This is a genomic window from Teredinibacter sp. KSP-S5-2 (assembly GCF_032773895.1).
GTDB lineage: Bacteria > Pseudomonadota > Gammaproteobacteria > Pseudomonadales > Cellvibrionaceae.
In genome coordinates, this window is sequence record NZ_CP120416.1 from 4,359,250 (window position 1) to 4,372,646 (window position 13,397).

Annotated in this window: 13 protein-coding genes; 8 read left to right on the forward strand and 5 right to left on the reverse strand. The window is 47.1% G+C overall.

Annotation, left to right across the window (positions count from 1 at the left end):
• Positions 1-2 precede the first annotated feature (2 nt).
• Positions 3-1,235 carry a hypothetical protein gene (locus P5V12_RS18560; RefSeq protein ID WP_316954571.1) on the reverse strand — a complete coding sequence of 411 codons (1,233 nt, stop codon included), beginning with the start codon at positions 1,233-1,235 and terminating at the stop codon, positions 3-5.
• Positions 1,236-1,918: 683 nt separating this feature from the next.
• Here P5V12_RS18560 and P5V12_RS18565 point away from each other — a divergent pair.
• From P5V12_RS18565 to P5V12_RS18600, 8 genes are all read left to right on the forward strand, one after another.
• Positions 1,919-4,915, forward strand: a complete 2,997-nt coding sequence (locus P5V12_RS18565) for a hypothetical protein (RefSeq protein ID WP_316954572.1) — start codon at positions 1,919-1,921, stop codon at positions 4,913-4,915.
• A 36-nt stretch (positions 4,916-4,951) separates the two neighbouring features.
• Positions 4,952-5,707 (forward strand): SH3 domain-containing protein, encoded by a 756-nt coding sequence (locus P5V12_RS18570; RefSeq protein WP_316954573.1) that lies wholly within the window; start codon positions 4,952-4,954, stop codon positions 5,705-5,707.
• Entirely contained in the window at positions 5,677-6,339 is a 663-nt protein-coding gene (locus tag P5V12_RS18575) for an outer membrane beta-barrel domain-containing protein (RefSeq protein ID WP_316954574.1), read from the forward strand. Before P5V12_RS18570 ends, P5V12_RS18575 begins: the two co-directional genes overlap by 31 nt.
• A 39-nt stretch (positions 6,340-6,378) precedes the next feature.
• The gene (locus P5V12_RS18580; protein WP_316954575.1) at positions 6,379-6,891 is read left to right on the forward strand and encodes a TlpA disulfide reductase family protein; all 513 of its coding nucleotides are present in this window, start codon (positions 6,379-6,381) and stop codon (positions 6,889-6,891) included.
• Positions 6,882-7,112 (forward strand): DUF4266 domain-containing protein, encoded by a 231-nt coding sequence (locus P5V12_RS18585; protein ID WP_316954576.1) that lies wholly within the window; start codon positions 6,882-6,884, stop codon positions 7,110-7,112. The genes P5V12_RS18580 and P5V12_RS18585 overlap by 10 nt, the downstream gene beginning before the upstream one ends.
• A complete protein-coding gene (locus P5V12_RS18590) occupies positions 7,099-8,319 on the forward strand; it encodes a DUF3570 domain-containing protein (RefSeq protein ID WP_316954577.1) in 1,221 nt (406 codons plus the stop codon). Before P5V12_RS18585 ends, P5V12_RS18590 begins: the two co-directional genes overlap by 14 nt.
• Positions 8,320-8,340: 21 nt before the next feature.
• Complete coding sequence (locus P5V12_RS18595) at positions 8,341-9,492, forward strand: hypothetical protein (protein WP_316954578.1); 1,152 nt, start codon at positions 8,341-8,343, stop codon at positions 9,490-9,492.
• Positions 9,493-9,673: 181 nt separating this feature from the next.
• Positions 9,674-10,420 (forward strand): hypothetical protein, encoded by a 747-nt coding sequence (locus tag P5V12_RS18600; protein ID WP_316954579.1) that lies wholly within the window; start codon positions 9,674-9,676, stop codon positions 10,418-10,420.
• A 200-nt stretch (positions 10,421-10,620) separates the two neighbouring features.
• Here the strand turns inward: P5V12_RS18600 and P5V12_RS18605 are convergent, their stop codons facing one another.
• Genes P5V12_RS18605 through P5V12_RS18620 form a run of 4 tightly spaced genes read right to left on the reverse strand, consistent with a single transcriptional unit; the run spans position 10,621 to position 13,375 of the window.
• Positions 10,621-11,595, reverse strand: coding sequence for an AgmX/PglI C-terminal domain-containing protein (locus P5V12_RS18605; RefSeq protein ID WP_316954580.1), 975 nt, complete (start codon positions 11,593-11,595; stop codon positions 10,621-10,623).
• 1 nt (position 11,596) lies between these two features.
• Positions 11,597-12,130, reverse strand: a complete 534-nt coding sequence (locus P5V12_RS18610) for a biopolymer transporter ExbD (RefSeq protein ID WP_316954581.1) — start codon at positions 12,128-12,130, stop codon at positions 11,597-11,599.
• The gene (locus P5V12_RS18615; RefSeq protein WP_316954582.1) at positions 12,127-12,678 is read right to left on the reverse strand and encodes an ExbD/TolR family protein; all 552 of its coding nucleotides are present in this window, start codon (positions 12,676-12,678) and stop codon (positions 12,127-12,129) included. Before P5V12_RS18615 ends, P5V12_RS18610 begins: the two co-directional genes overlap by 4 nt.
• 37 nt (positions 12,679-12,715) lie before the next feature.
• On the reverse strand, positions 12,716-13,375 hold the full coding sequence (locus tag P5V12_RS18620) for a MotA/TolQ/ExbB proton channel family protein (protein WP_316954583.1): 660 nt from the start codon (positions 13,373-13,375) through the stop codon (positions 12,716-12,718).
• Positions 13,376-13,397 lie beyond the last annotated feature (22 nt).

Consider the following 13,397-nt stretch of genomic DNA (forward strand, 5'->3'; position numbering starts at 1 on the left):
TATTATTCTCCCGCGCAATAGACCGCTGCTTCAGCAAAGGTGTTTTTGATGTTGTAACCACCTGAAGTCAGATTGTTCACCATGGTTGTAACCTGTCCTCTGTCTGCAGCATTTCCGGGGTCACGTAAACATACCGCCTTAAATACTTTTTTCACCTGGCACTGGGCAAACGCTTCGCTGTGCGCCAGCTCCTGAAGCATGCTTCGCGCGCCCTCACCAGAACCCGTCAAGGTCATATCCCACCCCAGGTTGGCGTTGATGCCTTTTCGCCAGTAGTTATCCCAGCTGTCGTTGGGAGTGATATACCCTTGAGGGAAGGTGGTGGCATTAATGAGGTATTTGGCTTTCACCCGGGTACCGGTCTCCGGGTCGGTCATACCCGATGTGTTGTAGCTGATCGCCCCGTTTTCTCCTGTGGGATCTGCGTCCATATCATAGGCATAGTCATAGTAAGCAAAAGCCTGGGTTAATGGGTCCATGCCAGCATGACAGCCCATGCAACTGTTAAGAAAGACTCGGGAGTCACCACCTGGACTGCGGGAAACATCCTGACGAATGCGATCGGGAATGCGCGATGTGTCGTGTACCTGCTCGAGGTCCATGCACAGGTGGTTCATTAAGGTAAAACGGAACATGGCTCTATTGGTGCCCGCTTTAAAGAATGCCCTGGCAGAGGCACGGCTGGTTACCACACCAGCGGTGGCGTCAGCGGGCAAACCTGTAACGGAAGACTGGGCTCGCTGAACTAAATTATCTTTTAAGCTGTAACCACCAGACTCCAATGCTTCGTAGTGGTTATTGTTGCTGTTGGAATAGGCAGGCAACCCCAGAGAAGAATTCGCGGTATAGATAATGTCGGAATAGAGTATTTGTCGAAAATCCACTTCATCACGAACAACACCCACTACAGTTGCGATGTAGTCATTCAATGGAACAAAGACATCTTGCTCTTCGTTGGTCCAGGGAGCGGCCCAGTTTTTGAGCGTAACATTGTAGAAAGCGTCATTTTCCAATGCGATTGCGGCGGCACCGGTTCGATTATCGGCTGCAATTAAATCACGCATTGCAACTAAGTCGGCTTCTGTCGGTGGTACACCCGCTAAACGATCATGAATACGCTTTGCCTGTTCGAGTGGCCCCGCATGGGAGGGTATAGCAGCAGCCAGTACCACCCCGAATAGGAATCCAGATAGCCAGCGGATAGATCCGGCTTGGCCTGTGTATCGAAATTTCATTATCAACATCACCCTTTGTTAAAGCAGGTGGAATACCCACACCTGGAAGCTTAACGCTAGAAAAAACAATTTTTGTCACACGCTCTGAGCCCCGGCCCAAAATTGTCACTTCAACGCTCGAATTTGATCCTTAAATCAGCAGGTTTCGCTAAGGCATCAAGTATTTATTTTATTTGTGCGAAAAAAACAGGCAGAATTTGTTCCCAACACGCGAAAAAATAAGCCACTATTCCGTCAATTTATTCAAAATGAGAACCAGCTCATAAAAAAACTGCTCTGGGTTTTGAGTGCTGTGCTTACTCATTGGAAGCTAGCGCGTAATGTCTCAGCTTTTGCTGAAATGTCATGCCCCCAACTGACGGGCGTTAAAATGCAAATGATGAAGGGTACAAATTGCGCAAATATTAGTGACTGTAAAAAAAACCAACAAAAGATAAAAAGACTGTATTTTTATGCGTGTTTTTTGTACCAAAAACATTTTAGAACTGAAATTATTCACCAGAGCACTCGCAAGACGCCCTGAAAAAGTTGAACTCGCGCACAAAAAAAATAATTTATTTTCGTTTTGTTTTAAAAACGCATGAATCTTGCGTTAATGGTGAAACTCGAAAAACGGGTCGACCAAAAAACACGATAAAAATGATCCGCCGCGCCCATGATAAAAATTTTTACGGACTGTAAGTATGAATTTACCTACGCCTTTACTAAAAAAAATTAATGCCTATATTGGCAACCCGCTATGCATCGCATTAACCAGCGCCTTGGTGTTAAGTGCGTGTGATGTCAGTAATGGCGGTGGTGGCGGCTCTCAGGACCCCGACCCTGTTGCGGTCGATTTACCTATTGCATATATCTCCCGTCCGATTCCTCGCGATGAAAACGGGGATATGATTGTCGACGATATTATTTCACCCTCTGCATTTAAACCTGGCGCAAAACTGATTATGAAAGACCGGGCCTCAGTCCCGGCAGCAGAGTTTGTGGTCACCGATAAGGCCTTTGCCGAACTGGATGAAAATGGAAATATTGTCGGCGAAGTTCCCCTATACGATGTCAAAGACTTGGAAACTTCCAGTGACGGTTTAAAACTGGTTTTTGCCATGCGTGCACCGGAAATTCCCGATGCCGAACCGGAAGATCAACCCACCTGGAATATTTGGGAATACGACAGGGAAACAGAAATACTGCGCCGTGTTATTTCCTCTAATTTAGTTGCGGAGGAAGGCCACGACGTTGCACCCCATTATTTACCCGATGGCCGAATTGTATTTTCTTCGAACCGCCAAACCCGCTCGAAAGCAATTTTACTCGACGAAAACAAGCCACAATTTCCGGCACTGGCCGAAGGGAACATGGACAACGCCGAAGGTGCGTACCTGTTACATGTGCTGGAAGAAGACGGAAGCAAGATAACCCAAATCAGTTACAACCAGAGTCATGACCTGCAACCCACAGTGCTGGATAGTGGCGAAATTTTGTTTTTGCGCTGGGATGCCTACGGTTTACAAAATGCTGCCGACTTTGACCCTGCTGACCCAGATGCACCGGCGAATAACGCTGGCAGTATCAGTTTGTATAAAGCCAACCCCAACGGCAGCAACCCAACACTGTTATACGGTTTTCACAGTCAGAATAGCGGTACAGGGCTGGATAATGACGACAACCCGAATAACGAACTAATCAAACCGATCGTTTTCTCCCAACCCAGAGAACTTGCCGACGGAAGAATTATGGTGATCGGTCGCCCCCGTCAATCGCAACATTTGGGTGGCGATATATTGGTAATCGACGTAGAAAATTATTTCGATAATACCCAAGCCACCTATGTAAATGGTGATTTGTCCGAACCGGCTCAAACATCACTGACTACCGGTGTTACATACACCGACAACGGTAGCCTGTCTCCCCACGGACGTTTTAGCTCGGCTTATCCGTTGAATGATTCTTCAGGCCGCTATCTGGTGAGCTGGAGTAACTGTTTGGTGGAAGGTATCGGCATTAATGTCTACGTGACAGAAGATAACGAACTCATCAATGAAGATGGTGAGTTCGTGGACGGCCGAGGCAATGCGGTCACCACCCCAGAAGTGGTGGCAGATAGCGAGTTATCTTCATTCCCCTGCACAGACGACAATATTCAGGTAGCGAACATCAAGCAGTCTCCAGTGCGATATGGGCTTTGGATATACAGCCCAAGCGACAGACTGGTCACACCTGTCGTGCTCGCCGAGCGGGATCACATGTTCACCGAAGCGATAGTGCTGGAAGACAAGCCCATCCCCAATTACGTTCCTGATCCAATTCCCGGTGTGGATGTTGACCAGTCATTGTTTAATGGCAATCTCGGTGTGGTGCACATTCGTAGTGTTTACGACATTGATGGTGTGGACACTTCCCCCGCCGGACTGGCTGCCACAGCTGACCCAACCCGTCTTCATCCGTCAGAGCGACCCGCGCAATTTATTCGCATTGTTAAAGCGGTTTCCATGCCGGATCAGGACGTGAAGGATTTTGATCCAAGCGCATTTGGCCGGGCCGGTCGTCAGATGAAAGATATCCTCGGCTATGTACCTATCGAACCCGATGGTTCCGCTATGTTTGCCGTGCCTGCAGATGTGGCCTTTTCGATTTCAATTCTTGATGGCAACGGCAGACGTATTGAAGATGACCGTTACCCCCGTCACCGTAATTGGCTCTCAGTAAGAGCCGGGGAAGTTCGCCAGTGTAATGGTTGTCACCAGGAGGACAGCACTCAACCACATGGCAGAATCGATGCGGAAGCACCGTCGATTAACCCCGGTGCATTAAGCCAAAGTCCGTTCCCCAACACTCGCCTGTTTGATGCGGACAACAACCCATATGGGCCGCCGGTTATTGGTGAAACCATGGCCGAATACTACGCACGAGTGAATGGTGTGCGTATTCCTTCCGTGGATATCCAGTTTGTCGACGACTGGACCAACCCCACCATACAAACCAAAGCGGATTCATTTACATACAGTTATCTGGATTTGTTATCAGGCATACCGCCTCTCACTCGATCAGACTGCATTACCAACTGGGATGGCCTATGTCGTATCGTGATTAATTATGCGGCGCATATCCAACCCATTTGGGAACAGGACAGACGTGTTTTTGACCCCGCTGATCCAGCAGTATTGCTGGAAGACAGAACTTGCATCAGCTGTCATTCGCGCACCGACGCCATGTTGCAAACAATGATTCCGGCCGGGCAAGTGGAACTCACCGGCGAAACCTCGGTGGATCGCAACGATTACGTCACATCCTACGCTGAGCTTTTATTTCGCGATGTGAATCAGATTATTGACCCGGTAACCGGCAATTTAATCAATGAACAAGTTCAAGAAGTCGTCGACGGCGTTCCCCAGTTTGAAGTAGAGTTAGACGCGAATGGTGACCCGGTGCTGGATGCCAATGGCAACCCGGTACTGCGTTTGGATGCTGACGGTAATCCAATCCCCATTTTGGTTGACGTACCCGCACCACCCCAGGTTTTAAGCCCAAATGGTGCCAACGCCAGCCAACGCTTCTTTGCGTTATTTGATACCTTTGGCAGCCACGAAGGCTACTTAAACCCGGCAGAACTGAAATTAATTTCTGAGTGGCTGGATGTTGGTGGGCAATACTACAACAACCCATTTGCCGCCCCCGATAATTAAAATAAACACCACTATTAGGTACTTGGTGAACACGTTTTGAAAATTATCTATAAAAAGATTTTGCTTCTAGGGCTAATTATTGCCAGCCTTTTTTTTGCCAGTGCAACACATGCGCGTAAAAGCGGTGTTGAAGTTACGGTGACTGACCCATTTGTGGAAATGCGAACCGGGCCTGGCCGAGGCTACCCCGTGTTTCATGTGGTAGAAAAAACAGACACCTTGATTCTGTATAAGCGTTATACAGACTGGTACAAAGTTAAGACCAATGACGGCAAGGAAGGTTACGTTAAGCGTGATCAATTAATTAACACACTTGGGCCGGATGGTAACGAAATTGATTTCTCCCGCCCGGGCTGGCAGGAACACGTTAACCAGCCCAGAGAGTTTGGCGTGATGGCCGGTGATTTCTCCGGAGCCAGTTCCCTGACCGCCTATATCGGTTATCAGCTGACCCATAACATTGCCGCCGAACTGAAATACACACAAACATTCAGTGCTGTGGCCACCAACGAATTATACGGCGTAAATCTCCGTCATCAGACATTTCCACAATGGCGGTTCTCACCCTACTTTTTATTGGGCGCAGGCGAAATTACCATTTCTCCCAGTTCCTCCCTGGAAACCGTGGAAGACCGGCAGGACAGTTATATGGTTGTTGGTGGTGGCCTGATTTTTTACGCCTCTCGACAGTTCTTATGGAAAGTCGAATACAACGATTACACAATTCTCACAACGCGAGATTCCAACGAAGAGGTTGATGAATGGAAAGCCGGTTTCAGCATATTCTTTTAGGGCTGTTATTCAGTATTTCACTGACTGCTCAAGCAGCAGAACAGGCACCAATACGGGAAAACGATGACTTAACGGTATTAGACGAGGTTGTCGAACCAGGTATTGAGCGCCGCAGAATAAAAGAAGATCAGATAGATGTAGAAAATTTTGAAATCGGATTTTACGCCGGGGTAATGAGTGTCGAGGATTTCGGTTCAAACGATTCATACGGTGTTCGTCTGGCGTACCATATTTCCGAGGACTGGTTTTTAGAAGGTGCCTATGGGCAAAGCACCGTGAGTGAAACCAGTTTTGAACAACTTACCGGGAGCAACCTGCTTTCTGACGAAAACAGAGATCTGGAGTATTACAACATCTCTTTAGGGGTCAACCTGTTTCCCGGTGAAATATTCCTCGGTAAAAATCATTCTTTTAACACCAGTTTTTATTTAATTGCCGGCGTTGGCAGTACCGAGTTTGCTAACGACAAATTTTTTACTTATAACTTCGGCGGTGGTTTCAGAATGCTAATCACGGACTGGATTGCTTTTCATATGGATGCCAGAAACCATTTATTTACGCACAATATTTTTGGGGATGACAAATCAATACAAAACCTAGAACACCATGTCGGCTTAAGTTTTTATTTTTAAACCTGAATCAACATTGGTGGAAATAACGGAGCAAACTCAATGAATAAAGCAGTAACTCAATTTTTTTCAGCGACTGTCGCTGCCCTGGTTTTATCGATCAGCCCTGTTACCCATGCGAAAGAGCTTTCTGGTAAAGCTCATGATTTTATTTTGAAATCCAATCAAGGAAAAAATGTTCGCCTTAGCGATTTACGCGGTCAGGTGGTAATGTTGAATTTCTGGGCATCCTGGTGTGGTCCATGTCGTCAGGAAATGCCGTTGTTGGACAAAATTTATCAACGTTATTCAACCGCAGGGTTTACTTTACTCGGCATTAATGTGGAAGCCGACTCCAAAGAGGCCGACAAACTATTAAAAGAAATTCCTGTAAGCTTTCCTGTACTGTACGACACCACCAGTAAAGTAAGCGAGCAATATAAAGTTGATGCTATGCCCAGCACCATACTAGTCGATTGCGATGGCAATATGAGTTACTTGCATCGTGGCTATAAAGCTGGAGACGAAAAAGAATACGTTAAACGCATAAAAGGTTTAATTCGTTCATGCAAATAAAATGCATTAAAACTTTGGTTCTGTGTGCGTGCTTGTGTGTGCTTAGCGCTTGCACCATCAAACCCTGGGTAAAACCTTATGAAAGGGAAAACCTGGCAGACCCAATTATGTCTTTTGAAAGTCACCCAACCTCCACCCGCTATATCAATCACGTTTATGAAGCCCGTGAAGCGGGAAGGGGAGCGGAAGGCAGTGCGGGAGGCGGCTGTGGTTGTAACTAAGAAATTACTCACTGCGGCAACCCTGCTGGCCAGCCTGTTCGCTGCCGCCCTATGCCAGGCGGCGGTATTACCCGAAGACCGGGTAGATGTGCTCTATCACGCCTATGATGGCGGTGGTGCAGAAATTAACGGCCCTTCTATTTTAATGCGTAAGCAATTTGCCGAAACCGTTTCCGTTTGGGGCAACTATTACGCGGATATGGTGACCAACGCTTCGATCGACGTGGAAACCGGCGGCAGTACCCAAGGTTACAGCGAGGATAGAACGGAGTTTTCATTAGGCGTGGACTATCTCTACGATAAAACCACCCTTAGCCTGAGCTACACCAACAGTAGCGAAAATGATTACGACGCGGAGACCGTTGGCTTTGCACTCAGCCAGGATTTTTTTGGCGACCTCACCACCCTGTCACTGAACTATTCACAGGGCAACGATACGGTGATGAGCAACGCGGATAACGATTTACCCTCCGAAGAGCAGCTGGCCGACCCGGTGAATCATCAACGCTACGGTATTGGTCTGTCACAGATTTTAACCAAGAACTGGATTATCTCACTCAATGCAGAGACGGTGGTCGACGAAGCCACCCCCGAATTTGACTCTGAGTACAGTGCGCTGGCCAACCCCTATCGCAGCGCAATGTTCTACGATGCAGCAACCGGTTCACGTTTAAGCCAGCGGGAAAAATACCCGTTTACACGTAACAGTGATGCCTTTGCCATCCGCTCCATGTACTACCTGCCTTACCGTGCAGCTGTGCGATTGGAGTACCGTGTATTCAGCGATAGCTGGGGCATTGAAGCAGACAATTATGAGCTGCGCTACATTCACCCCATCGGCGACCAGTGGACTATCGAAGCCAAATACCGGAACTACTCTCAGACCCAGGCAAACTTTTATTCGGACTTGTTCAATGAGCGGGACGAATACACCTTTATGGCACGGGACAAAGAGTTAAGTACCTACACCAGTACTTCAATGGGCGTTGGCGGCAGTTACGTTATCAAGGCCGGGTGGTTACAATTTGTAGACAAAGCCTCGGTAAACTTATTTGTCGACACAATGTCATTTGAATATGATAACTTTCGAGACGCGCGTGAGAGTATGAACCTGCCAGGTCGACCCGCTGTTGCCGCTGTTGGGCAAGAGTCGATGTATCAATTCGATGCAACGGTTATCCGGCTGTTTATCTCGGTTCTTTACTAATAATGAATAGCGATACCCACAATGAAACTTTATAAATTTGGCTTAGCCCTCGCAGCCGCTTCCACCCTGGCAATGTCCACAGGTTGTAAGCGCGGCTACAGCAACCTGGATACCAACCTGGATGCCAGTGACCCCTCCTTCTATGCCGCAGGAACACGCTGGAGCTTGGTCATCAACGACTCCAACAAAGATAACAAAACGACCACCGACGATTCTCAAATCAATGATTTTCGCCTGAGAAAGTATTCGGATATCGACGGTAATATCGAAATCACGATTACCGGCACCTACGACGACCTGAGTAGCGGTTTTACCCGCTTTAATGTAGATGAAGTTGCCGGCACCAATGATGTTGACGAAAACGATACCATTGCCGGCATTATCTCTGCAGAAAACCAGATGGTATTTCTTATGCCATTTGAAAAAGACGCAACCTCGACTCAGAAAACCCAGATTCTGGCCTTTATCCGCCAGGGAGACTGCCCTTCTGGTAACTTCAGCAGCGGCTGGATGACTCTGCACAGTACCTCTACCGCCGACGCCACAGATACCAGCCAGGCCTATTTCGGTTTGTACAACTTCAAGTCGGACAACAACAGTGTAGAGCTTACTGAACGACGCTCCCTCGGGCTAAATGAAGTGACCGGAACTGAAACGATTTCCGGTGCGGAATGCGCTAACGGCATTGCCTTTAACGATGACAATTCCCATTTCTTTGCCCCAAACAGCACTGCCTTGTTACACGAAAAATATGATAGTGAAACTGCTGACCGCATACTGCTGACGTTTGCGTCAGATAATATCGCTACTGCTGCTGAACTGAATGAAAGCTATGTTGGCCTGATGTATGAGTCATCTGAAACCGGTGTCAGCGCCACTTCAACTATTTCCACCACCTGCAGTGAAGGGGAATGTTCGATTCGTAAGCAGTCCAATATAGCCACGCTATCCAATTCTGGGGCCGTTATCTATCAGATATCATTGGATATGCCGACCACTGACTTACCTAATGGTTTTATTACCGGCACGCTAACAACTGAGACGGCCACCGGTAATTTGGCCTGCGCGGTAGATGTCAACGTGCAATCCACCAATGAAAAACAGATGGTGTGCATTGCTCAGGACCCCAATAACCCGGTTGAGATCATCAATTTCTTCTTTGTTTCCAGTTAAAACTCCCACGCCACAGCCTTTGGCTGTGGCGATAGCCCTGCTTCTTTTTCGCTATTGACCTCGATACTCACCTGAACGGTTACATTCCGATCACATTTGCTAACATTCGCACCCTAGCCCCACTCGACTGGCCGAGCTAGAATTCCCGGCATCTACTAATTGCACACTAACGAGTGACATTATGAAACAAGTCATAAAAAGCGCATTGATCGCGCCCCTCGCCGCTTCCTGCCTAGTCGGCTTGACCGCCTGTAATAACGATACCAACAGTCACGACGTAGACACGCGTTGGATCCGGGCAGAAATCACCCTTACTTCGCCCGGTGATGGCAAAACCTATTTTGAAGCCTACCTGAAAGACAATAATCTCTACCTTGAACTGGCTGACTTCGATAACTTCGAAGCCGAAATGAATGGCCAGGAAAAAGAGCTTAAGGAAACACGAGACGAAGACGGCAATTTTATTTACAAAAACCACTTCGATTCAGATGAAAGCGGCACCAATGTCAGAGTATCTCTCTACCGTTATATCGAAGATGATGCCCATTCTTATGTTGACCTGCCTGAGCCCGCTAATTTTGTTCTACCAACCAATGGCCAGGCTTTTGCTGAAGACGAAGCCATTGACATTACCTGGTCAACCGCCGGAATTAGCAGTTACGTCACCTTAAAATACACTCCGGATTGTTCTGGTAATACACAAAGTTCTACCGAGTATTCTTCGATATTGCAGGATAACGGCGCTTATTCCACAACAGTTGCCGATTTATTGCAAAATGCGCGTGACGGGATTACCGCAGACCAGGACTGCACCATTAAGTTAACCCTTTCCCGTATGGAAGACGGTGACCCTTCCCGTGAATTTGAAAGTGGTTTTATTCGCGCCTATCAAGATCGAACCATTACCATTAACGTTCCTCGTCCATAAGCTCTGTTTAGGCTTCCCCCCTCCGCCTGGAGAGCGGAAGCCTTGTTATTTTCCTATCAAAAAATTATTCATCCCTTCTTTTACAACCCAGTCTCTTTTTTAAGTTCCAGGCCACTGTTCTCGTTTTATTTTAACCGGGCAATAAAAACCCCACCTGTTTTAAGTGGGGTTTAAGTTAAAACATAAAAGCCTGTGGCAGATTAGTACGGCAGGAAGTCGTATGTATAATTCAGAGTTTTACGTCCAACGGCTTTGGCACCAAAGTTAATCAACTTAATTCTAGCCAGAATTTTATTTTCCAAATCAGGGGAATTTAAATCACTGGATAAAATTTTAGCGGATGAAACCTGACCGCTTGGTTCGATTACAATCTCAATAACGACCTTACCTTCCAGGGTCGGATCACTACGCAGCGCACGGTTATAGATAGCAAAAACAGAGCTCTTATGCCGATCCATAGTTTTTCTGATTTCTTCTTCGCTACGCGAGGCTCCATCGCCGCCAGTGCCTTTTTTACCGCCCGCTTTATTGCCACTACCACTCGACGTGCTGGCGATTTTGCTTTTAACCCGTGTAGACTCTTTACCGGATAGCGCAACACCGCCGGTGTCTCGACTGAGGTTTTGTGTATTAATGCCACCACTGCCGGCTTTTGCCTGACTTGAAATAATGGCACGATCCAACTCTGCCGCTTCCCCCGTTCCCTGCGTTAGCTCATCGGCATTCACTTCGGACAAATCAAAGTCGTCCCGCATATCCATTAAGGCATCGGCAAATTGATTAATTTCTGCCGCCGCCACCTCACGCGCCTGCTCAACGAGCTTAGCGGGCTCGGGTTCCGGTTTGGGTTCGGGCTTGGCTTCGGGTTTCTTTTCTTCCTTTTTCGGCTCTTCCGGTTTTTTCTCTTCTTTTTTCTTTTCTTCTTTTTTAGGTTTGGGTTTCGGCGGAGGAGGTTTGGGTAGTTCTTGTTTTTCCAATACCACCTTCGCTAGCTGCGGGGGTAATTTTTCCAGCTCCTTTCGATCCGGTTCAGGTACGTTTACCAACGGGATCGCCACACTAAAAAGAAAAAATGGTATGAGCAGAAAAAGAATAATTCTGTATAGCCGACGATCGTCCTCTAACGTCGAACTCCAGGGCAACTGCAAATTGGGAGCAGAGATTATCACCGCCATGTTAACCCTCCGCACCGTCTGTGGCACCTGCCGAACTGTCGTCCGCAACCTGACTTACGGCAAGCGAAATATTGCGATATTCAGATTTTGCGCAGGTGGTCATTATTTTTTTCAATAATTTATAAGGCAGAGCTTTATCTCCCATGATGGTGACGTCACGCCCTTTTTTTGCCTCTTCTTCGTTTTGAAATGGTTTTCTCGCGGCCAGGTAATCCAGCTCTCGCTTTAAACCTGTTATCTCGAGGTCCACACTTCGTGTTACTGCGGCCACGTCTGCAACTTTTCGGCCACCAACCAGAATATCTGTATCGCTTACCATGACAACAAGTGCATTGTCGGGTTTTTTCTCAGCGACTGATTGAGGTAATTGAATATCTTTATTGCTTTGTAGCACTTCAACATCAGAAGAATTTACCAAAAGGAAAAAAACCAGAATGGTAAAAATATCCATCAATGATACAAGGTTCAATTTTGGCTGGCCGGCCAGACGCTTGTGATGCCTCGCCATGCGTTTGGCATGTATTGACTGCTTCATTGTTTACCTCCCACTGTGGAGGTACCTTGGACCGGCGGTGGTGCATCCCCAAGAGAAACCTGGGGAAACAATTCCGCATCCACAACCGATGCGGCTACGACAGCTTTAAAACTTCGTACCGTATCCATTGCTCTTACAATAGTTTGATAATCCGTGTCCTGTTGGGAAAGAATTAAGATATCTTTTTTATCAATACCTTTTTCTCTCAGTAATCGTTTTACTTCCTGTAATACAACGGAGAGGGTTTTAAAATCGTATTCCTGAGCACCAGTGTCGTCATTCTCTTTCAAGGGAATACGTTTTAGTGGTGCTCCGGCGGGGTAATTAATCACCAACTCATTTGGTTCGATAACCAATTCAAGCAACTCATTTTTTGGATCCTTATTTGGTCCCGAGTTGGAGGCAAGGTCTGGCAGCTTTAAATCCAGTACAGTGATGTGTGAAAACACCATACTCATAAGCAGCACAGGTACCAAAATGATCATCAAGTTCATGAAAGACGTGATGTCGAGATCCGCTTCCTGTTGTCTGAATCGTCTATGTCGCATAGCGGTAGCCGTTTATTAATTGGTGAATTGATTAACTCTACTTCGCGTCTGTCGCTCTTGTTTTTCCGACAAAAGCATTGGAATTCGACATAATGTTTAAGCACTTCACACCGGCCATTTCCAAGCTGTCCACAATTTCTGTGGTTTTACTTTGCAGCATGGCGTGAAGCAGTAACAAAGGAATTGCAGAGATCAATCCAAATGCAGTGGTGTTCATCGCCACAGAAATACTTTGTGATAGCAGTGTGGCTTTCTCTGCAGGCTCAGCATTTGCCACCGCAGTAAAGGCTGCAATCAGACCCATGATGGTACCTAAAAGTCCGAGTAGTGTAGCGATGTTGGCTAATGTCGCTAAGTAAGGTGTGCGTTTTTCCAAACGTGGAACCACTTCCATTACACCTTCTTCCATCGCCAGCTCAATATCTTCACGGCGCGGCGTTTGTTGCATACGCGCAATACCTGAAGCCACGATTCGGCCAACAGGTGCTTTAGATGCACGCGCCAGATCAACCACGCCGGCATAATCTTTTTTCTTGAGCAACGGCAACATTCTGTCAAATGCTCTGCGATTGGTACTCTTGGCAGCAGTGAGAAAAACCCAACGCTCAATAGCCAGGGCCAGGCCCAACACTAATACCACTGCAATCGGGTACATAAACGCACCACCGGATTGGAAAAAAGTAATGATTGTGTTCATAAAGCAATGCCTCCAACAGTTT